The organism is Marininema halotolerans, assembly GCF_900116235.1.
Classification (GTDB): domain Bacteria; phylum Bacillota; class Bacilli; order Thermoactinomycetales; family DSM-45169; genus Marininema; species Marininema halotolerans.
Window position 1 is genome coordinate 37,638 of record NZ_FPAA01000007.1, and the last position, 20,970, is coordinate 58,607.

General features: G+C 45.2%; 27 protein-coding genes. 20 read left to right on the forward strand and 7 right to left on the reverse strand.

The window, feature by feature from the left end; translation table 11 throughout:
• The first annotated feature begins 22 nt into the window (after positions 1-22).
• From CHX35_RS10120 to CHX35_RS10150, 7 genes are all read left to right on the forward strand, one after another.
• Positions 23-1,078 carry a glycosyltransferase family 2 protein gene (locus CHX35_RS10120; protein WP_091837149.1) on the forward strand — a complete coding sequence of 352 codons (1,056 nt, stop codon included), beginning with the start codon at positions 23-25 and terminating at the stop codon, positions 1,076-1,078.
• Positions 1,035-1,796 (forward strand): CDP-alcohol phosphatidyltransferase family protein, encoded by a 762-nt coding sequence (locus CHX35_RS10125; protein ID WP_176392016.1) that lies wholly within the window; start codon positions 1,035-1,037, stop codon positions 1,794-1,796. Before CHX35_RS10120 ends, CHX35_RS10125 begins: the two co-directional genes overlap by 44 nt.
• Positions 1,797-1,860: 64 nt before the next feature.
• Positions 1,861-2,574, forward strand: a complete 714-nt coding sequence (locus CHX35_RS10130; protein ID WP_091837153.1) for a phosphocholine cytidylyltransferase family protein — start codon at positions 1,861-1,863, stop codon at positions 2,572-2,574.
• A gap of 21 nt (positions 2,575-2,595) precedes the next feature.
• Positions 2,596-3,690 (forward strand): iron-containing alcohol dehydrogenase family protein, encoded by a 1,095-nt coding sequence (locus CHX35_RS10135; protein ID WP_091837155.1) that lies wholly within the window; start codon positions 2,596-2,598, stop codon positions 3,688-3,690.
• 14 nt (positions 3,691-3,704) lie between these two features.
• Positions 3,705-4,514, forward strand: coding sequence for an ABC transporter permease (locus CHX35_RS10140; protein ID WP_091837156.1), 810 nt, complete (start codon positions 3,705-3,707; stop codon positions 4,512-4,514).
• Positions 4,515-4,516: 2 nt separating this feature from the next.
• Entirely contained in the window at positions 4,517-5,266 is a 750-nt protein-coding gene (locus CHX35_RS10145) for an ABC transporter ATP-binding protein (RefSeq protein WP_091837423.1), read from the forward strand.
• 13 nt (positions 5,267-5,279) lie between these two features.
• Positions 5,280-6,287, forward strand: a complete 1,008-nt coding sequence (locus tag CHX35_RS10150; protein WP_245838764.1) for a CDP-alcohol phosphatidyltransferase family protein — start codon at positions 5,280-5,282, stop codon at positions 6,285-6,287.
• A 53-nt stretch (positions 6,288-6,340) separates the two neighbouring features.
• Here the strand turns inward: CHX35_RS10150 and CHX35_RS10155 are convergent, their stop codons facing one another.
• The 5 genes from CHX35_RS10155 to CHX35_RS10175 form a co-directional block, all read right to left on the reverse strand.
• The gene (locus CHX35_RS10155; protein WP_091837160.1) at positions 6,341-6,553 is read right to left on the reverse strand and encodes a hypothetical protein; all 213 of its coding nucleotides are present in this window, start codon (positions 6,551-6,553) and stop codon (positions 6,341-6,343) included.
• Positions 6,554-6,724: 171 nt separating this feature from the next.
• On the reverse strand, positions 6,725-7,786 hold the full coding sequence (locus CHX35_RS10160) for a DUF4097 family beta strand repeat-containing protein (RefSeq protein WP_091837162.1): 1,062 nt from the start codon (positions 7,784-7,786) through the stop codon (positions 6,725-6,727).
• Entirely contained in the window at positions 7,783-8,274 is a 492-nt protein-coding gene (locus tag CHX35_RS10165; RefSeq protein ID WP_091837164.1) for a hypothetical protein, read from the reverse strand. Before CHX35_RS10165 ends, CHX35_RS10160 begins: the two co-directional genes overlap by 4 nt.
• A 23-nt stretch (positions 8,275-8,297) precedes the next feature.
• Positions 8,298-8,741 carry an anti-sigma factor family protein gene (locus CHX35_RS10170; protein WP_176392017.1) on the reverse strand — a complete coding sequence of 148 codons (444 nt, stop codon included), beginning with the start codon at positions 8,739-8,741 and terminating at the stop codon, positions 8,298-8,300.
• A complete protein-coding gene (locus CHX35_RS10175) occupies positions 8,741-9,289 on the reverse strand; it encodes an RNA polymerase sigma factor (RefSeq protein ID WP_176392018.1) in 549 nt (182 codons plus the stop codon). The genes CHX35_RS10170 and CHX35_RS10175 overlap by 1 nt, the downstream gene beginning before the upstream one ends.
• A gap of 192 nt (positions 9,290-9,481) precedes the next feature.
• On the opposite strand from CHX35_RS10175, the gene CHX35_RS10180 reads away from it, so the two are divergent.
• The 7 genes from CHX35_RS10180 to CHX35_RS10210 all read left to right on the forward strand — a co-directional run bounded on the left by CHX35_RS10180 (position 9,482) and on the right by CHX35_RS10210 (position 16,607).
• Complete coding sequence (locus CHX35_RS10180; RefSeq protein WP_176392019.1) at positions 9,482-10,486, forward strand: DUF3048 domain-containing protein; 1,005 nt, start codon at positions 9,482-9,484, stop codon at positions 10,484-10,486.
• A gap of 88 nt (positions 10,487-10,574) precedes the next feature.
• A complete protein-coding gene (locus CHX35_RS10185) occupies positions 10,575-10,880 on the forward strand; it encodes a YerC/YecD family TrpR-related protein (protein WP_091837171.1) in 306 nt (101 codons plus the stop codon).
• A gap of 70 nt (positions 10,881-10,950) precedes the next feature.
• Entirely contained in the window at positions 10,951-11,082 is a 132-nt protein-coding gene (locus CHX35_RS18035) for a hypothetical protein (protein ID WP_281252077.1), read from the forward strand.
• Between the two features lie 241 nt (positions 11,083-11,323).
• Entirely contained in the window at positions 11,324-13,510 is a 2,187-nt protein-coding gene (pcrA, locus tag CHX35_RS10190; protein ID WP_091837425.1) for a DNA helicase PcrA, read from the forward strand.
• Positions 13,511-13,532: 22 nt separating this feature from the next.
• Positions 13,533-15,545, forward strand: a complete 2,013-nt coding sequence (gene ligA / locus CHX35_RS10195) for an NAD-dependent DNA ligase LigA (protein WP_091837173.1) — start codon at positions 13,533-13,535, stop codon at positions 15,543-15,545.
• 198 nt (positions 15,546-15,743) lie between these two features.
• On the forward strand, positions 15,744-16,169 hold the full coding sequence (locus tag CHX35_RS10205) for a hypothetical protein (RefSeq protein ID WP_091837175.1): 426 nt from the start codon (positions 15,744-15,746) through the stop codon (positions 16,167-16,169).
• 21 nt (positions 16,170-16,190) lie between these two features.
• Positions 16,191-16,607, forward strand: a complete 417-nt coding sequence (locus tag CHX35_RS10210) for a hypothetical protein (RefSeq protein ID WP_091837176.1) — start codon at positions 16,191-16,193, stop codon at positions 16,605-16,607.
• 114 nt (positions 16,608-16,721) lie between these two features.
• Here CHX35_RS10210 and CHX35_RS17555 read toward each other — a convergent pair whose 3' ends face one another.
• Both CHX35_RS17555 and CHX35_RS10215 read right to left on the reverse strand, forming a co-directional pair.
• The gene (locus CHX35_RS17555) at positions 16,722-16,862 is read right to left on the reverse strand and encodes a hypothetical protein (protein WP_176392020.1); all 141 of its coding nucleotides are present in this window, start codon (positions 16,860-16,862) and stop codon (positions 16,722-16,724) included.
• Complete coding sequence (locus CHX35_RS10215) at positions 16,855-18,150, reverse strand: helix-turn-helix domain-containing protein (protein WP_091837178.1); 1,296 nt, start codon at positions 18,148-18,150, stop codon at positions 16,855-16,857. Before CHX35_RS10215 ends, CHX35_RS17555 begins: the two co-directional genes overlap by 8 nt.
• 315 nt (positions 18,151-18,465) lie before the next feature.
• Between CHX35_RS10215 and CHX35_RS10220 the strand changes: the two genes are divergently transcribed.
• The 6 genes from CHX35_RS10220 (at position 18,466) to CHX35_RS17880 (ending at position 20,890) form a co-directional block, all read left to right on the forward strand.
• Positions 18,466-18,714 (forward strand): hypothetical protein, encoded by a 249-nt coding sequence (locus CHX35_RS10220; RefSeq protein ID WP_140413593.1) that lies wholly within the window; start codon positions 18,466-18,468, stop codon positions 18,712-18,714.
• Positions 18,711-19,289, forward strand: a complete 579-nt coding sequence (locus CHX35_RS10225) for a sigma factor-like helix-turn-helix DNA-binding protein (protein WP_091837181.1) — start codon at positions 18,711-18,713, stop codon at positions 19,287-19,289. The genes CHX35_RS10220 and CHX35_RS10225 overlap by 4 nt, the downstream gene beginning before the upstream one ends.
• 34 nt (positions 19,290-19,323) lie before the next feature.
• Positions 19,324-19,764 (forward strand): tail completion protein gp17, encoded by a 441-nt coding sequence (gene gp17 / locus CHX35_RS10230; protein ID WP_091837183.1) that lies wholly within the window; start codon positions 19,324-19,326, stop codon positions 19,762-19,764.
• Positions 19,765-19,789: 25 nt separating this feature from the next.
• On the forward strand, positions 19,790-20,218 hold the full coding sequence (locus CHX35_RS10235; RefSeq protein WP_176392021.1) for a phage tail tube protein: 429 nt from the start codon (positions 19,790-19,792) through the stop codon (positions 20,216-20,218).
• A 70-nt stretch (positions 20,219-20,288) separates the two neighbouring features.
• On the forward strand, positions 20,289-20,636 hold the full coding sequence (locus CHX35_RS10240; protein WP_091837186.1) for a hypothetical protein: 348 nt from the start codon (positions 20,289-20,291) through the stop codon (positions 20,634-20,636).
• Between the two features lie 89 nt (positions 20,637-20,725).
• Complete coding sequence (locus CHX35_RS17880) at positions 20,726-20,890, forward strand: hypothetical protein (RefSeq protein WP_140413594.1); 165 nt, start codon at positions 20,726-20,728, stop codon at positions 20,888-20,890.
• Positions 20,891-20,970 lie beyond the last annotated feature (80 nt).

Sequence of the window (20,970 nt, forward strand, 5' to 3'; positions counted from 1 at the left end):
GCGGGAGAGGAGTGATCTTATAATGAAACCTGAACTTATTTTCTCTTTTTTATTAGTTGTACGCAATGAGGAAGCTTATATAGAGAATCTTCTGGATTCGATTCTCCATCAAGATTTTCCTGCGAAACAGTACGAAATTATCGTTGTAGATGGTGAATCCACAGACCGGACACCAGAGATCATCGAGGAGAAGGTACAACGCCATCCTGGACGGATCCGTGTCCTTTCAAATCCACGCAAAACATTACCCACCGGTTGGAATATTGGTATCCAACATTCGAGTGGGCGTTATGTGATCCGTGTGGATGGTCATAGCCAAATCCCGGATAATTTCTTATCACGCACCTATGAAACTGCACAAAAAGTGCCAGAAGCCTCCTGTGTAGGAGGCGTGGTGAAGACGGTAGGGACTGGTTTTTGGGGAGAAGTGAATGCCCATGTGTATTCTCATCCCTTCGGTGTGGGTAACTCGAAGTTCCGCACAGCGAAGAAGGATTGGGAGGGTTATGTTGACACGGTCCCTTATGCCGCATATAAACGAGAAGTCTTTGAAGAAGTTGGCTATTTTGATGAGCAGTTAAAGCGTAATGAAGACTTGGAGATGCATGCTCGTGTTCGTAAAAACGGGGGTTCCTTCTTCTTGTCGACCCGTGTGAAATCCACTTATTTTGTCCGGAACACGTTATCAACGTTTTTGCAGAAATCCTTTGGAGATGGCAAATGGACAATGATGGCAAGTAAAAGAGGCGGCGGAGTTTTACGCTGGAGACATCTCATTCCCTTTGGTGTTGTCATGACGAGCTTGGTATTGGGAATTGCCTCTTTCTTTAGTGCGATTGCACTCGGTACGTTACTGGCATTAAGTAGTCTTTATTTTGCTTTGTTGATCGCCTCATCTTGGGGTATGCTGAAAAAGAAAGGCCCAACGTATTTCTTCGCGTCCATGTTGTCCTTTTTCTTACTCCACTTTAGTCGTGGATTAGGTTCAGCGGCAAGTTTCTTAAGTACCCAATACTGGAGGAATGAACGGGCCTATGAAGAACGATATGGCAAAAAAATTACCAACATTGCCCGTTGATTCTGCGCAAATTCTTCAATATCGATCGATTTGCCAGAAACCCCGTCAATCTGAGGAGATCTGGTCTTGGTATGTACTGCGAAGAATTTCCATCTATGTAACCGTGGCATTAAGCCGCACTCCCATTACACCAAACGGAGTTAGTTGGCTGAGCCTCTTCTTTTTTACGTTATGTGGCTGGATGCTGGCAACAGGGGAAGTTGGCTGGCTCCTAGGTGCTGTGGTAGCTTATAATTTGGGCTACCTAGGAGACTGCTTGGATGGTGAACTGGCTCGGCTGACAAAAGTAACGAGTCAATTGGGTGTTTTCTTAGACACCTTAATCCGAGCGATTAGTATCCCCATCACAGTAGGAATGCTTTTGGGTATCTATCGGTTGTTAGGGAAGACGGATCTAACCTTATCGATGGTTACTCTGATTTATTTGGCGGCACTAATAGGGACATTAGCCCTATTGGTGCCACTCGCTTACAACTATATTAATTTGAAAAGTGATGAAAATGATCCGGTTAGCGACATGCGTACTGCATCCACCCGGCTTGAGTGGATCGCTTTTTTTACCGGAATGCCCGGTTTTTTTGCGTTGTTACCCATCACAGTGGTTGTAGAAATACTGTGGCAGGTTCCCATGATTAGTTTATGGGGAATGGCTTTTCTATTCATTCAGGCTTTGAAAACGATGGTACGATTGTATCTTACCACATCAAAGTTACGTTAGATTTCATCGGTATTAAATTTGTGTAAATTAATGATGACGATTCCTATAATAAGGAGCGATTGGTATGAAAGTGGTAATTCTTGCGGCTGGCGTAGGGAGTCGTCTACGTCCAGAAACAGAAGATAAACCAAAAGCAATGATTCGTGTGGGGGAGAAACCCCTTGTGCAATACCAGGTAGAAAGTGTGCTAAAAGCAGGCTTTAAAGAAGAAGATATTCACATTCTTGGTGGGTATAAGATGGAACGGATTCAAGAACACTTTGAGGGCTCGAATGTTAAATTTATCCACAACCCGGAATATGACACCATGAATAACATTTATTCGTTTTTGTTAACAAAGGAAATCGGTGATGATATTCTTTTGATTAACTCTGATGATTTCTTTGATGGTAAAATGATTTCCTTGCTATTAGAAGATGGGCATCCCACTTCGATCTTAGTTGATCAACAAAAAGAAGTTACGGAAGAGTCTATGCGGGTAAAGCTTAAGGAAAATCGTTTATTTGAGGTCAATAAACGGATGGGTCTTGCTGAAGCGGATGGGGAATACATTGGCATTTCTAAGTTGGCAAAGGAAGACCTGGCAGTCTTATACCGGATGGCTGAAGAGATGATTGCAGCCGGGGATACCGATGCTTGGTATGAAAATGTGTATGAAGCTTGTGCTAGTGATGTTGTCATTAAGGGTACGGATACAAAAGGACTACCTTGGGTAGAGATTGATGACTTTAATGATTTGGAAACGGCTCGGAAACTAGCCGCAACAGTCCTGTCCTGATCGACGGGGAGGAGATTACGAATGGCAAAAAAAGTGCATATCCCACTCCAGTTGATCATTGAACATGAGGCAATTCCCAAGTTGTATAAAAGTCCTATCGGTAGTTGGATCCAAGGTGCACGCATTCTATTGATCAGTGGGAGCGGAAGTACTCGGAAAGTAACCGAAAAGATTTCTAACGCGATCGAAGGCTATGCCTCTGAGGTATCTGTACTTACTTGTCAGGATAATAAGCTGGATACCATCAATGATATTGAACGACAGGTGCTGGAGGATACACCGGATTTAATTTTTGGTGTGGGTGGCGGCAAAGCGCTCGATATGTCCAAAGTGGTCGGTACACGAAGTAATGTACCCGTTGTCCTCTTTCCAACAGCCATTTCCTCTGATGCAATTTGTTCACCAGTTGCTGTGATTAAGATGATGAGTCAATCGACCAGCATTGGGGTGAAGATGCCGCAAGCCGTAGTAATTGACTTGGATGTCTTAACTTCGTGCCCACCTCGCTTGATGTCAGCGGGTATAGGCGACCTATTGTCAAACAAAACGGCGCTTTATGACTGGAAATTGGCTCATCAAGCAGGTAAAGAGGAAATGAATACTTTTGCGAATCTGATGGCCAATAATGCTGTTGATTCCTTTATGAATTTGCTTAACCGACCGGAGCTCAATCAATCTCAGTTAATGAAAGTCGCTGCTGAAGCATTAATTATGAGTGGGATTGCGATGTCGATTGCAGGTTCCAGTCGACCGTGTAGTGGTTCCGAACACTTAATTAGTCATGCGTTGGATTACCATTGTGGGGCGAAGGCCTTACATGGTGAACAGGTGGCGATTGGCGTTCTTTTCTCCCAGTATCTTCAAGGTCAGCAGGAAAAGATTGAAAAACTGACGCCGTATTATGAGAAGTTGGGTCTACCTACTCACTATGCAGATCTTGGATATACACGTGAGGAAATGCACCGCGCCATTGTTAAAGCTCCATCGATGCGGGATCGATATACAATCTTTGATGAGTTTAATTTGACTGAGGATCGGATCGATCGAATTATGGACGAAGTGTACCCCGACCAGGCGAAAAATCGTTATTGCCTGACCGGTTTATCCGTCGGATAAGGAGTAAAGATCCTATGTTTGCAGATATTATGAAGTACAAGGAGTTGCTCTATTTCCTTGTCCATAAGGAAGTGAGAATTCGCTATCGTAATTCTCTGTTTGGGTTCTTGTGGACTCTTCTTGAACCAATTGGTTTAATGCTGATTTACACCATTGTGTTTGGGGTTATCTTAGATGGAGCAGGAAAAAATCATCTCGAGGCTTATCCGGTGTTTATCCTGATTGGTTTAATTCCGTGGACCTTTTTCAATAATACGATCCGTAGAGGGACACGAGCGTTATCGGGTAATTCCTCGCTGATCAAGAAGGTCTATTTTCCGCGAGAGATCTTTCCCATCACGATTCTCTTAGCTAATTTAGTTAACTTCGTCCCAGCTTTTTTATTGGTATTGGTTGTTGGGATTTTCACACCAAATTTACACCTGCAATTTGCTCAATTACTCTGGTTGCCAGGAGTTATTATCCTGCAGTGCTTATTTACCCTGGCCTGTACATTTTTGGTAGCCGTGTTGAATGTGTATTATCGGGATGTTGAGTTTATTGTCAATTTGTTGTTAAGAGGTTGGATGTACCTGTGCCCTATTATTTATCCAATTTCTAGAGTGATGGAAACTAAAGAGATTCAGGAATTTACATGGCTATACTTTTTTAACCCGATGGCGATTATTATCTCTGGATACCATGGAATCTTTTACCCAGAAGAAGGGTTAAATCATATTCCACCGAGCATGATTATCTATGTCATCATTTTGACTTTCTTCTTACTAGGAGTTTTCTGGCTGATCTTTAAGCGGCTAAATCGCCGTGTGGGGGAAGTGATTTGACCATGGAAGCGATTGTCGTCGAGAACCTGACAAAACATTTCCGTAAAGCATATGATAAGACCTTAAAAGGTTATTTTATTTCACTAGCAAAGCGGGAAAATCGCTATGAAGAATTTGTCGCTTTGCACAACGTTTCCTTCTCGGTGAAGAAGGGGGAATCCTACGCCATTATTGGAAAAAATGGAGCGGGGAAATCAACGTTGTTTAAGGTGTTATCGGGGATTATTGCGCCTGATCAAGGGCATGTGCAGATGAATGGAAAAGTGGCTCCGTTAATTGAATTAGGAGCGGGTTTATCGAGGGATTTGACTGGGGCAGAAAACATTCGCTTGAACTGTGCCATCTTTGGTTTATCAAGGGCTCGCATTCGTGAGGTTTATGATTCCATTGTGGAATTCTCAGAACTTGAGGACTTTATTAACACTCCTGTTAAATTCTATTCTTCAGGGATGAAGTCCCGTTTGGGCTTTTCCATTGCGATCCATGTTGATGCTGAAATCATATTAATTGATGAAGTATTGGCGGTTGGTGATAAGGACTTTAAGAAGAAGTGCTATGCAAAGATGGAAGAGCTTCGGAATGAAGGGAAAACCTTAGTGGTCGTCTCCCATAGTCTGAAGCCTTTACGAACGATTTGTGACCGTGCACTGCTCCTCGAAAAGGGAGAAGTAACGGATATCGGTAGTATCGATGAAATTCTCGATAAATACGAGCAGGAAAAGCCTAAGAAGAAAAAAAAGAAGGAAGTGTGAGTTCACATTGAGCGTGGAACGGCAAAAATACACGTTAGAAGAAGTGAAAAGTGCCTATAAGAAAAAAGATGCTTGGTGGACGGTGCTTTTGGTAGATCCAGTGGCCTCTCGTTTAGTAATTCCGACGGCGAACTATACAAATATCACACCGAACCAACTCTCTATCTTCTCCTTTATCTTGGGGTTATCAGCAGTCTACTGCTTTTACCTTGGGGACTATGCGGCGTTAGTTACGGGTGCGATTCTATATCATATTAGTTTTATTGTTGACTGTATGGATGGTAAAATTGCCCGATTAAAGGGAACAGGTTCTAGTTTCGGGGTACTCCTTGATATCAGTCTCGATCATATCCGAGTGGTTTTATGTGGCGCAGCACTCTGTTATAGCCAGTACCGAATAACAGGAGATATATCCTTCTTGTATCTGGCGTATCTCTTTTTAGCAGTTTATTGTGCTCGTCATATTAATGCCTTAAACCTCTTTAAGGTTCGTCGAGATATGCGTGGTAAATTGCGCAAAGCGCGGAAAAAGCTTAGAAAAACCGCGATTGAAGCAGGTGTCATCGTAGAAGAGTCGGAAGCGAAACCCGAAGAAGACGAAGATAATCACCAGGATGAGGAAGAGTCCCTGGACCAGATCGCAGCACCGAAAGAAGTAGAAGAAGAAGACGATTTGCTACAAAAAAAGAAAAAAATTGACCTTCAACAGGGTTTTAAGAAACGATTTTCTTTTTATCTTGGGATACGCGAGTTTTTCTTAAATCGTCGGATACGGATGCACCTTTTTAGTGGAATTGAATTTCAGATGTTTATTTTTGTTCTGGCTCCAATCTTAGGGTTTATAAAAGAAACGATCATTTTTAGTTGTGCAGGGCTGCTTATATTTGAAGTAGCGATTCTCTATAAAATCTGGTTATCGACCAAGGATTTTGAACGAGAGTTTAGCCGTATTAAAGAGAAGCAAATGGAGTTGGACGCGTTGCTGCCTGAAGAAGAGTTAGAAAATGGTTCTACTATCTAAACCAAAAGTCATGATAAAAATCCCCTGGGTGAAATCTCACCTAGGGGATTTTTTTACGCAAACTGTAGGGTTTGTTTTTTGCCTTGAATGTGAAGAGCCTCTATCGGGATTTGAAACCACCAAGCACCTTCAGCTCTTTTAATAGGAGTGTACCCTGCTCGTTTGAGACTGCGTGCAATATCCCAGCTCGCTGTATAGATGATGGCTTCGTCTCCAGTTTGATCAAACTGAATGACAGTCTCTTTTTCTGCTTCGGATAGAGTCATGAAAGCATTCCTCCTGCAAGAGTTAATCTCTCGAACGCTTGTTCTTATTTGTAGTATATAGTATCACGATGCATTCTATTTGTCACCTGCTATTGACGTTTTTTGCTGCATTGGTTGATGGGTAAAACAAAAACGCCAGAGTGATGAACATCTGGCGTCTTATATTTATATCTATGGATGCGGGGTATCGACACGAATTTCACCATTGGTGGTAGAGAGTTGGATAGCGTGTTTGCCTGATCCAAGGGTGAGTTGATCATTCTTCCATTTTACATTTCCGGTTAATTCTCCGGAGGATACGTTGCCATGGATGGTTGCATCAGTCGGTTCAGTAAGAAACAACATGATATTTCCATTTTCAGTGTAGGTCATCCAGTCACCTTTTAGTTTTGACGCATATATCGTGACATCACCGTTGGTGTTTTTTAGATCAAGTGGTCCCATGCAATGATCGACACGAATTTGACCACTCACATTTTCTACTTTGATCGAGCCCTTGATATCGTTCAGCCGAACATCACCCATGTCATGGTCGACAGTGAGATTGCCGTCCATCTGTTTTAAAGAAAGATCTCCCATACTCTGTCGAATGGTGGTGGCAGCCTTTAAATTGCGTCCTTCAAGATCGGCTGACTTCGCTTCAATATCTAAAGCAAGTGATTGGGGAAGATCGATGGATACTTGGGGCTTTTTATCAAAAAAGAGGGAACGTACCCCTTTTTGTGAAGAGCGAATCCGTAAGGTGGCGATATCTCCTTTAACGGACCACTCCAGTAATTCCTGATTGGATGGGCTATCGGTTGGAGTGGGGTAGGTGCCGTCTACATGGATGTCATTCGTCGATTGCCCTCTGAGGATAAGATCTCCCTCTGGAATGTTAATCCGTAGTTTTTTTATGGTTTTCGGTAGGTTGTAATCCTTTGCGATCGTTTTGGACTTCATAGGAGTGAAGGCATCTGACAGGTGGAAAGCGTGAAATGGAATTAAGACGATAGAGACGACTGCGATGACGAAGATGATGAGGATACTGACTCCATCATATTGCACCTTGCCTTCCTTTTTGAGGAACTGATAGGCCAGCACTTCGACTCCCAATAGGATCAGTATAATCGGCCAATATTTGATTAAGGTATCTAAAAACGGGAGCTTACCAAAGGTGCTTGCTAACAGCAGCGTTCCTAATAAGATTAACAACAATCCGGAGGATAACGAGCCAACTCGCCATTTTCTCATGGACGCCTCTCCTCCTCTTTTTGCATAGACTGAGCAGGAAGAATCGGTTTGCCTGAGATAATTCGGTATCCAATGGCAATCATCAGCAATGCAATTAAACCGGTGCGCACCATCGTATAGGTATCCCAGCCGATCACCTCAGGTAGAATACGATCGATGAGTAATAAGATCCCACAAGCGATCAGTACCCAACCGATCCAACGTCCGACGGTTTGTCGATTGGTTGTTAAACTCCATGGGACAAAAGGGTGATCCTCGAGGTGTCCCTCTTCACGTAATCGCTGATGTTGTTGTAAGGCATCAAACATGCCATAAAACCAAAGGATAGGGAGAAAGAAACTCAGAGAGAATTCGAGAAAATTAAACAGAAAAGCTAATCCGAAAAACGCGGTCATTAACTGGAGTCCTCGGTTCATCAGCCCTAGGTAAAAGTGACCCAAGCCAGGAACAAAGGAGAAGAAAAAGGTGCCGACTTTTGATTTTTCCATAGGTTCCTCCTTTAGATAGGTTTTTACGAGAACAATTTGCCAACTTGTTGTTGAAGCAATGGAAAGAGATTGTGGTGATCTGTTCCCACGGTTCCCATGATCGTTGAGAAGCGGAACCATGTATGGTTCACCCAATAGAAGCCATTGCTAAAAAAGATCACAAAGGTTGCGGCTAGAGCAGAGAGGCTATGGATGATTGCACTCTTTTTACGCCAGAAAGGGATGATGGAGATCTTCGTGGGTGCTTTTTTAGGCAACGAGTCCATGACTTGATTGGTAAAGGAATCCGGTTCCGGAATGTCGTGGTCAGGGAAATCCCAAGTCCCCCGTAAACCCTCCATCTCTTGAAGCATCTCTTGGCACGAGGGACATTGAGAAAGATGATGGTGGAAGGTTTGCTCCTCTTGTGACGAGAGTTCACCAAAATGATAGGCCATCAATTGATCCCTTTGACAGTGGTTATGCATCATCGTATCCCTCGCTTTCCAATGGATTGCAGTAGTTTTCGGGCGCGATATAGACGGGTCTCTACCGTTTTTTTTGCAATGCCCAGATCCGTGGCGATTTGATCACAGGAATGTTGCTTTAAGTAGTAGCGCGTAACAACACTTTGGTATTTATCAGGAAGTTCGCGTACCCAGGTTCTTACTTGTTCACTCTCTTCACTAGCCAGTAAAGAGGTTTCGGGAAGACCCACCACCGTGGGAAGGTTTTGTATCAAGGCAGATTCGGGAGGGAGCGGCTGAACTTGGGTTTTACGTTTCCGGTCCAATCCGAGATTGACAGTGATGCGATAAAGCCATGTGGAAAAGGAGGATTCAAAACGATAGTTGGGAAGTGAGCGATAGGCGCGGATAAATGCTTCTTGGGCAAGATCTTCTGCATCAACGCTGTTCCCAGCCATTTTGAGTGCTACGGAGTAGACACGAGGGCGGTAACGGTCGACAAGAATTCGATATAACTCATGCTCTCCTGCTAGTATCTCACGGATGAGTCCGTGCTCTTCATCTTTCATAGCCACCTCCTCGTGGGACCTTCCGTTCTTTAGACGAATCATACAACGTAAACCCTTCACTTTTTTTAAAAAACATGACAGGAAGGCAGGAATTGATTGAGGTACGCAAAAAACGTGGATAACTGACAAAATCCTTGCGAGGAAGACTCTTTTTTTCGTTGAAATGATATGGATGAGGGAGGAGAGGCTGGAATGATTCGAAAATCATGGGTGTTGGTAGGAGTCTTCTTGTTGGTCATCATGGGTACGGCATGTGGATCTAAAGATCTATCTTTAAATCAAGGGAAGAAAGATGAACAGCAGGAGAAGCCACAGGTAACAACGAAGGAGCCTTTTACGGGTGAACCTCTTGTAGAAGAGAACCGCCCCGCCGTCATGGTGATGATTAATAACCATCGTGCAGCCCGCCCTCAGACTGGATTATCAAAAGCGGATATGGTCATCGAAGCATTGGCAGAGGGAGAAATTACTCGCTTTGCTGCTTTTTATCACAGTAATATGGAAGGAACAGTGGGACCCGTTCGAAGCGTTCGCCCGTATTTTTTAGACATGGCAAAAGGAAGTCATGCTGTTGTGGCGCATGCTGGCGGGTCCAAAGCGGCATTGCAAGAAATTAACGATGAAAAGCTCCCTAGCCTTGATGGTATTCACAAGGAAGCGCGTCGATTTTACCGGGTACATTTTCGCAAAGCCCCACACAATTTATACACGGATTTGCAAAAGCTTCACGAGGGTGCCAATGCCATTACGAATATCACCAAGAACCCCATTGTCAGTCCCTATCATTTTAACAGGAATGGCGCAATGGAAAAGGGACAAGTGGCAAAGGAGGTCCATCTCTCATATCATCGTCTCTATAAGGCGAGCTATCGTTATGATGAAGAGAGTGGCCGCTATATTCGTTATTCCCAGGGGATTGAACAAAAGGATCGAGAGACAAAGGAACCTCTTACCATGGAAAATGTTTGGGTGATCAAGGCCCCTCAACGGGTGATTGATTCAGCTGGGCATCGCCGTATTGATTGGGATCAGGGTGGAAACGGGATGCTGTTCCAAAAAGGGAAAGGAATTTCAATCGCTTGGAAGGAAGAGGACGGATGGATCATTCCCCTCATGGATGGCAAAGTGGCTCCCCTGATACCGGGAAAATCTTGGATTAATATCATTCCAGAGAATGAAAAGGTAACATGGAGATAGAAAAAAGGACTAGACGTGCCGCACCAAATGCTATACTTTAAAGGATGAAAGTAGTATTGGTTGGTGCCCGCTGGAAGGGAGGGATATGATGCAACTGGATAAGTTACGCAAAAAAGAAGTCGATAACCTATTTGCTGCAATCTTGCGAATGGAGAACATCGAGGAATGCTATCAATTCTTTGATGATTTATGTACAGTAGGAGAAATCAAATCCCTGGCCCAGCGCCTAGAAGTTGCTCGGATGCTGCGTACAGGATCGACCTATAATCAAATTGAAGCGGATACAGGAGCGAGTACCGCAACGATTTCCCGGGTAAAACGATGCCTCCATTATGGTACTGATGGCTATGTGATGGCCTTGGATCGACTGGAAACGGATACAGAAACCAAGTAGTAGGGTTTCCTTTACAATACACCCCCTTATCACCTCCGATGGTGGTCGGCAGGATGAGGGGGTGTTTAGCATGTCAAAACAGCACCTTGTCACCAAAGAAAGTGGATTCGGAATGCGTTTACTAAAGAGAGGAAGTGCAACAACGATTGTCTCATCGCTTTCTCCACCTTCCACAGTACGTTATAATGGGGCTGGTACTTAGCAAAGTAAGGGCGCCGGAAAGGGTGCATAACGGCTGAAAGCCAATGGGATAGGAAGGGAAAGAAAAGCCCGTGCGATCCCGTTGATGGATAAGGAAATACGGCACGTCCAAATGCCATCCGAAGTGGAAACGTGGATGCCATCGATGTTTTTGGGATGAAGCAATGCATGTCCTTTAAATAGAAGCAGGAGAGACCGGTATAAGCCGGCATTTTTAATTGGAAAAGGAAGGTGTAGAACTCTTGGCACAAACTTGGGAAAAAGAAAGGGTGTTGGACGGATTAAATCCTGACCAACGACGTGCAGTGGAAACAACAGAGGGGCCCCTTTTAATTGTTGCAGGAGCAGGAAGTGGAAAGACACGCGTCTTGACCAATCGGGTGGCGTGGCTACTCTCTGAAAAAGCGATTCATCCATGGAACATTCTCGCAATCACCTTTACAAATAAAGCCGCTAGAGAGATGAAAGAGCGTATTCAGCAATTGGTAGGTGACATCGCAGAAGATATCTGGATTTCTACCTTTCATTCGATGTGTGTTCGTATTTTGCGGAGGGATATTGACCGCATTGGTTTCAATCGGAATTTTACAATCTTAGATTCATCGGATCAGTTGACGGTGATCAAGCAAGTGATGAAGGAGAAGAATCTAGATCCTAAAAAGTTCCCTCCTCGCAACTTCCTTCATCAGATTTCCAATGCAAAAAACCAGCTTTGGGGGCCAGAGGAGCTTCAGACCCACGCTAGTAACTATAATCAAGAACTGGCCGCCGATATTTATCAGGCGTATCAGGATAAACTACGGACGAACCAATCCCTTGATTTTGATGATCTTTTATTGGAAACGGTACGGTTGTTTCAACAAGTCCCCGAGGTATTGGACTTTTATCAAAAGAAATTTCAGTATATCCACGTCGATGAGTATCAAGATACGAACCATGTTCAATATATGTTGGTCAAGATGCTAGCAGAAAAGCATCAAAACATCTGTGTCGTAGGGGACTCGGATCAGTCGATCTACCGCTTTCGTGGCGCGGATATTGGCAATATCCTCTCCTTTGAGCGGGATTGGCCGATGTCGAGCACAGTGAAACTGGAACAAAATTATCGGTCAACCCAGACCATTCTCGATGCCGCCAATGAAGTGATTGGGAATAACACGGGAAGAAAGGCGAAAAACCTCTGGACACAAAACCCTTCAGGAGAGCCTCTTTGTCTATTCGAAGCCGGTAATGAACACGAGGAGGCCTATTTTGTTGCAGATACGATTGTGAAACAGCGACAGTCGGGAAGGCCCTATCACGACTTTGCCGTTCTTTACCGCACGAATGCTCAGTCTCGGGTGATTGAAGAGGTTTTTCTCAAATCCAATATTCCCTACAAAATGGTTGGGGGAATGAAATTCTACGAGCGAAAAGAGATTAAGGATTTGCTGGCGTATCTGCGTCTGATCGTCAATCCCGATGACGATCTTTCGTTGACACGTGTGATTAATGTACCCAAACGAGGAGTGGGACAAGCTACCCTTGACAAGATTGCGGCTTATGCAGAGCGTTATCAGCTCTCATTGTTTCGTGCATTGCTTGAAGTAGAGAATATTGGTCTGACGCACCGGTTTATTAAACCATTAACCTCCTTTGCCTCGTTAATTCGTGAACTATCGGCGATGATGGAGTATCTGACTGCCAGTGAACTAACGGAAGAGGTGTTAAGCCGCTCGGGTTATCGAGAGGAACTTCGTAAAGAAGAGACGGTGGAAGCGGCAAGTCGCCTGGAGAATATTGAAGAATTTCTTTCCGTTACCCATGAATTTGAATCCAAAAATGAAGATAAGACCTTGGTTGCTTTCTTGACGGATCTGGCCCTTGTCTCCGATGTGGACTCCCTTGGTGAAGAAGGGGAGGAAGCAGGGGAAGTCGGCGTTACCATGATGACCCTCCATTCTGCAAAGGGATTAGAATTCCCTCAGGTATTTCTAGTCGGGATGGAGGAGGGGATCTTCCCCCATAGTCGAACCCTCGATGATGCAGAGGAGCTCGAGGAAGAGCGACGACTGGCTTATGTAGGAATCACCCGGGCAGAAGAAAAATTATATCTTACTAGGGCACGATCACGGATGCTCTTCGGCAAACAAAATGCCAATCCGCCCTCCCTCTTTTTAAAGGAAATTCCTGAGCATCTCTTAGAGCTGATCGGTAAACCTTCAGCGGTACTGAAGAAACCCATGCTACGTCAAGGAACCAGTCGCCCGGCGACCAACACGGATCTCGATTGGAGTGTCGGAGATAAGGTGCAACATGGCAAATGGGGCGTGGGAACCGTAGTGAAGGTTCAGGGCAGTGGTGAGGATACAGAGCTGACGATTGCTTTCCCTGCACCAACCGGTGTGAAGCGGCTGCTAGCAAAATTTGCACCCATCAGTCGGGCTTGAACCGATGTAAAGGAGAGAAGTCATGGATCGGCAACGAGCAGAAGAACGGTTACACCAGTTAAGGGTCGAACTTAACGAATACAATCATCAATATCATGTGATGGATAACCCAACCGTGAGTGATGCGGAGTATGACCGACTGATGCGGGAGCTGAAAGAGATCGAGGAGCAGTATCCTGAATTCATCACCCCGGATTCTCCATCCCAGCGTGTGGGAGGAGAACCTCTGCCCTTTTTTGAGAAGGTAGAACATCCTTCGCCAATGCTCTCCCTTGGCAATGCCTTTTCCTTTGAAAACCTAAAGGAGTTTGACCAACGGATTAAAAAGGCGACGGGAAGAGAAGTCATCGATTACGTATGTGAACTAAAAATCGATGGGCTTGCCGTCTCCCTTCGCTATGAAGAAGGATTAATGGTCCGGGGGGCGACACGTGGGGATGGACAGACAGGTGAAAAGATCACTTCCAATATCAAAACGATTCGTTCTCTACCCCTGCGCTTGAAGGAGCCGATCACCTTGGAAGTACGGGGAGAAGCATTCCTACCGAAACGCGAGTTTGAACGAATCAATGAAGAAAAAGCGGGAAAAGGGGAAGCGTTATTCGCCAATCCGCGGAATGCAGCAGCGGGATCGCTGAGGCAGCTCGATCCACGTTTAGCTGCAGAACGGGCATTGGACCTTTTTCTCTATGGAATTGGTGAGATCGAGGGGAAGGATATCCCACAAACCCATACCGAATCCTTGGAAATGTTGTCGCGTCTAGGGTTAAAGGTGAACCCTGACCGGGTTACAGTAAAAGGGATCGATGATGTGATGGATTACATTGATTACTGGCGGGAACACCGGCTTGATCTGGGTTATGAGATTGACGGCATTGTGATCAAAGTGGATGACCTTGCTCTACGAGAAGAATTGGGTACCACAGCGAAGAGCCCACGCTGGGCAATCGCATATAAATTCCCCGCAGAAGAAGGCGTAACCACCTTACGGGATATTACCATCAATGTGGGGCGCACGGGTGCCGTTACGCCTACAGCCATTCTCGATCCAGTCACCTTGGCAGGGACGACGGTTCAACGGGCAAGCCTTCATAATGAGGACTTTATTCGAGAAAAGGGCATTAGACTAGGCGACTCGGTCATTGTACGAAAGGCAGGGGACATTATCCCAGAGGTCGTTGAAGTATTGACAGAGCAACGGACAGGGGATGAGCGAGAGTATGAGATGCCGACTCAGTGTCCTGAGTGTGGGAGCGAGTTGGTCCATCTCGCTGAAGAGGTCGCTTTGCGTTGTGTCAATCCACAATGCCCCGCCCAAACCCGGGAAGGAATTATCCACTTTGTCTCCCGTGGGGCGATGAACATAGAAGGGTTAGGGGAAAAAGTGGTATCCCAACTCTTTCGTGAAGGACTGGTTCGGGGACCCGCTGATTTGTATGATTTAACTGAGGAAGATTTGCTTCCCTTGGAGAGAATGGGGAAAAAGTCCGTTGAGAATTTATTGGCGGCAATCGAAGCAAGTAAAGAAAATTCTGTGGAACGGTTGTTGTTTGGTCTCGGTATTCGGTTTGTTGGTTCAAAGGGAGCGCGTGTACTTGCCCGTCACTTTGGTGACCTTCATCAGATGATGAATGCCGATCAAGCAGCCTTAGAAGAAGTCGATGAGATTGGTCCGAAAATGGCTGAAAGCATAGTGACGACCTTTCATAATCCTGAGGTGCAAGAGACGATTCGCCGACTCGAAAAAGCGGGTCTCAATCTTTCCTATAAAGGACCCAAAGCGCTGCCCGTGGAAGACATGGATTCTCCCTTCGCGGGGAAAACCGTTGTCCTTACGGGTACCTTAGCGTCGATGTCCCGGAAAGAAGCGGGATCCAAGGTAGAAGCATTGGGAGGCAAAGTGACGGGAAGTGTGAGTGCCAATACCGATATGCTGGTCGCCGGAGAAAAAGCGGGTTCCAAATTGAAGAAGGCTCAGGAACTAGGCGTTCGAGTCGTTGAGGAAGAAGAGTTCTTAACCCTTATCGAAAGTTAATCCAGTCAAAAAGAAGCCCTTTAAAGAGGGCTTCTTTTTTTTGAGTTGCCACCCGTTCAAGAGATTGGTGGGAAAATAGATAGAAAAAATGGGGTGTAGATGAAAGGAACGATTCTCTCAAACTACCATATGATAAATAAAATTGTCCTTCTATCATCGTTTGATAACGACCTGGATAGAAGTCTAGGAGGCGTTCATATGCCATCGAGACGAAGGCGTATTCCTTTTTCGCAGGAATTACAGCAACGGCTTGCTCTTGCAAAGGGAAATGTCGCTATGGCTCTGTTTATCTCTCAATCGCTGGATTCAATTCCAATACCCAGAAAAATCTTGAAGCTATCCAATGAAAGTCAACTCACTGCTGCTTATAGTTTAATTGTACAACAATTGTATACCTCAAGTACCATTCTCGCTAGACGATTTGCTGCGGGGAACCGTCGCGATCAGATACCGAAAGCGTCGCAAATCCCGCTCTGGGCACGTCCTCCAATAGTGAGAGCGGCTGTTAACATTCGAAGAACGTTACAAAATCCATTGACGCCTTCTTGGGCAAGACCCCCTTTAACGGCGGCATTAACTGAACTGAGTAACCTTCTAGGTGTGTCGCAAAATCACACTCGATAACATAATAAGGGAGATAGGTGGATGAATATCCAACAATTACGTCTTAGAAAAGCAATTGCCCCTGCCCTGGGACAATTTATCTTACGCGCAAAAAGCGATACGGCGGAAGTACTCCAACAAAATCAACAGCTTAAAGCCCGTCGGGGTGTGGCGCAACCCCTTCCTTTGGTAGTGGATATTGAAGTATCCAAGGCGAATCAGCTTCTTATTGGAGTGCTTCGTTCATCGGCTTCGATCTATGCTGATCAAATTGCCAAGGGGTCTTCCTTTAACAATGTCAGAACTTCTTTAACATTGCCCCTATGGGCACGACTGACCGTGGTTGAAGCGCAAATTTCTCTTAAACTTGCGCTGAATAATCCAAGAACACCAGCATGGGCCAAGGAACCGCTACGACTTGCGATCGCATTAGTTCAACAGGCGTTAGCGGGTCTCTAACACCCTACCATGAAAGACTCAAAACCATCCGGATCACATGATCGTGATCCGGATGGTTTTCAATGACTCCTCCTATTACGTGGCCACGTTCATTAAAGCGTGTTCATGAAGGAATCAAGAACCCACGGGTTCTGCAAATTGGGTGATGGGTTCATTCGAGGGTGGGCTGTACTGGACATGGATGCTTGCAACATTTGAAAATATCAGCGGGATGAGGAGGACGGATGAGAGAAGAAGGCGATGAATCTTATGCATCGAAGAGGTCTCCTTTTGCGTGTCGTTTTTTCATTTCTAGTTGAAACATGACCTGAGAGAGTGCTTGAAAATCATCATTATTTTGCAAGTGGGCAATTTCCGTCATCTGATAGACGGCTTCTCGTTCATGCTCGACAGAACCGCTAGTGCGTGCCAATTCCATCGCTTCTTGATAGAGCGCTTTTGCGTGATCGAGTTGTTCATGGGTCTTTAACATCTTTCCATAGGAAACCAACAGCTCAATTTTTCGAATCGTATCCCGCTCTTCCTCGGCAATTTGAATCCCTGTGCGATAGGCTTCAGTGGCCTCGTGAACCAATCCACAGGCACATCGCACTTCCCCAATCTTTTGATAGATAGGAAGGAGACGCCGCCGGTCCCGGACATGACTTTTAAATTCAAGGGCGTTGTTCAAACATGGGATGGCTAATTGTTGTTGACCCTGGGCAAAGTACCACTCCCCTAGTCGAGACCAAAACACCGCAAACCAATCCGTTTTTTGATTGATCCGAGCAAGATATAACGCGTCGTAGATTACTTTTTTTGCTTCCTGAAATTCTTGGTTGGCAATGAAGTGTTTCATCATCATGTCATGTACATTCAGGTTGACATCGGTGATGAGAATGGTGTCTCGCTGATCCCATAGTTGTTTTAGATATAAATAGGCTTCTTTCTCTTTTTTAACGCGATCAAGGTAGACGGTTAAATTGATGTGGATGATGGGTCGAAGCATCGTAAAGGGTTCCTCTACGGATGCAATAAATTCAATCGCCTGTTCCGTTATTCGAATGGCTTCTGCAAAATGATTATCGTAGTAATAGGCTAAGCCCAGTTCATTGCAAATGGCTGGGGTGAGGGGGTCGCTAGCGGGTAGGAGATCCAGCGCTTTTTTATGGGCGTCGATTCCTTTGCGGGGTTGTTTTAAGCGGGTATAGCACTTTCCTTTTAAATAGGAAAGATGAGCGGAGAAGAACCGATCATCACACATCGCTAAGCGGGTGAGTGCCTTCTCAAGCTCTCCGGTAGCGATCAGGGTATCAATCGTGTTCAGTTCCAGATAGGCCTTCTCTCTACACTCTTCAAGGGCTTGAAGGTCCTTTCTGGTGACCCCCAGAGCATCCATATAGGATTTGATGTTTCCTTCTTTGACACGTTGGCCATTTTCAATGCGAGAGATGGTGGGTTTAGAAAGCTGATCGAGAATGACATAGCGGGACTGGGGATTTCCTGTGGAAATCCGATACACACGAAGAATATCGCCAATGGCTTTTACGTAAGTCCAATCCATAAGAGGTACCAGCTCCTTTCCGTTAAGCGAGGGTTTCCATCACCAACCAATGATGTTTCAGTCGAAAATTATCGATTGCTGAAACGTCCATTTACTTTTAAACTAGGGTTAGAAATAGAACGTATGTTCGTGTTATGGGGGTAAAAAATTCGGATGCAGTAAACACCCGATGCGGTAGGAAGGATATCACCGTGTTGTATAGATGCATGCGATGATGCTAAGAAAACATGACATCGATACATCCTATGATAATAAGCAATGAAAGGGATGTCAATCCATTGATGTTTGCAACAATACCAAGATGGGAGGAACGTGATGCATAGGACAAGGAGAGGAAGCGTGGTTTGCGATGGAGCATGGATCTATTTACAAACACCCTTTCCATTGATGGGGAGGGCTCGCTTAATCCGTGGGGGACGCTTTGATTCGACAACCCTCGCCTTTCGATACCCTCAAACCCGTGAGGTGGCAAAAGAGATTGTGCGACGATTTGGATGGCAAGGACTCCATGTGGATCACCAATTTAAAAAATTACTCAGAGCGACAAAGGAGGAAACGCTATGAAACAATTTTTAGCTGAATATCGTACATCACTCACTCAGGTGCAGAAAATACGAGCACGGCTGACAGCAAAGGGTAGAACCAAGGATGAAGCCGATATTAAAACCCTCAAGCGTATGGAAAATGACCTGCGTTGGGTGATTTCCTGGATCGAACATGGCCGAGAGCCGGGACATCGACGTGGGATGGAAAACCGATCAACGACGCAGCGTGAAGTCTTATGGGATCAACTCTCAGAGAAAAGACAGCGTGAAATTGAATGGATGGAAAGTCAGCGTAAGGCACCATCCTCACAAGAAAATGTGTGGCTCGAGCACATGCTTCAGTCACTTTCCAAGTCCGAATATGAAGCCTTTGTTGCTGTACGCGGAGAAGGTCTTAGTTTTGGTCAAACTGCTTCGTTGTTGCAATGTTCCAAATCATCGGTTCAATCCTATGTGCAACGGGCGGAGGAAAAGTTACGACGTCATCTATGTGAATATGGGCGTGATCGAAGTGGATCGAATGGGACGCCGACAAGGGTGATCCACCCTGTATTTCAAGGAAAGAAGAGGAGTCCAGGGAAAAAACTTTCGTAATACCTGTACCCTGCCATACGAAAGCCACCTATATATGACGGGAACGTATGTTCTTGTTATAACCATAACAAGTGAGGTGATTCCATCGAGTAGCGCTCTCTTAGCGGCTCACCAGGCGATGGTGAATGCCCTGACGAAGGACAATGCCCTGATGTCTAAGGTCACGGCGGTAGTCAATCGCGTGCCGAGTAGCCCCCCCACTCTCCCTTATATTGTGGTGGAGGGAGGGGATTCTCTTCCTTTCCGCGGGCTTTCCCCGGAGGGAGAAAAAATAACGATTCCCCTTAGTGTCTATGGCAAGACGGATGAACTTAGCGATTTACAAGCAATTCTTAGCGATGTGCAGCGCGTTCTTATTCATCAACCTTTAGTGATTTCCGGTGTTGGACAAGGGGTGGGTGTTCTGGTTACCAGTCAATGGATCCAAAATCCCGCCAATGACCAAGTGCGTATGAAAATAAGTATGGATTGTTAATTTGATCAGTTAAGGAGCGATGATGATGGCATCACAAGCGATTCGTGGGTTTGAAGGAAAAGTGTATGTATCCAGCGATGAGGGAACGACCTATCAAGCGATTGCAGGGATTACGGATTCGACATTGACCATTAGCCAAGAGGAACTCGAAGCGGGTAGCTTCGATAGTAAAGGCTGGATGGAATATATCCCAGGATTGAAGGAATGGGAACTCGAAACCGAAGGGCTGTATATTTTAGCAGATGCAAGCCAGGAAAGTTTATATCAAACCCTCGTAGGGGGCTCTACGGTTAAAGTTCGTTTATTTCCCAAAAACGGAGTCGGGAACAAAGGTTATGAAGGAGAAGCCTTCATCACTTCCTGGGAGGTAGAAAATGCGGTGGACGATCTAGTAACCGTCTCTGCTACTTTCCGTGGCTCAGGGGAAATCATGAGTGTAACCGCTTCTGCGTAATCAATGCGATAAAAAAACTTAAAAGCCCTTTAAAAAAGGGCTTTTCTTTATATACAAGGAGGAATTACGCATGGCAAACAAACAACGAGGAATCGTCGATATTCAATTGGATAAGAAACGCCGTTTGAAATTTAATATGAATGCATTGACGGAGTTAGAAGATGCGCTGGGGATGCCGATCACGGGCTTAAGTAGTCAAAAAGTCGGGATGAAGGAATTGCGGGCGATGCTATGGGCGGGACTTTTGCATGAAGATGCTGACCTTACTTTAAAAGAAGCGGGGGACCTCATGGAGATGGAGAAGCTCCATGAAATTAGTGAGAAGGTGACGGAAGCGATGACCATTGCCTTTCCCCAACAAGGGAAAAAAAAGAAGGTGAGCGGTCCGAATGGAGTTGGTCCGAAGCCAAACGCCTAGCCTTCGGTCCGCTAAACCTTGGGGTCGAGGAATTCTGGTCCATCACCCCGACCGAACTAAATGACTTAGCATTGGGTTACCATGATCGCATGGATCAAGAGATGCAACGCCTAGCCTGGCACGCAGCAAATCTTATGAATGTTCATCTTAAGAAAAAGGTAACCGTGAAAAAGCTACTAGGGAAAGAAAAAGATGTGACTAAAGCGGAAAAAGAGAAGAAATTTGCCGAGCTGACGCAAAAGCTCAGCAAGTGAGTGGAAAGTCCTCAAAGCGCTATTCTTTGTAAGAAGTGATGGTCTTTTTTAGTTATGTGACAGGGTTGTGAGAGGTGGAA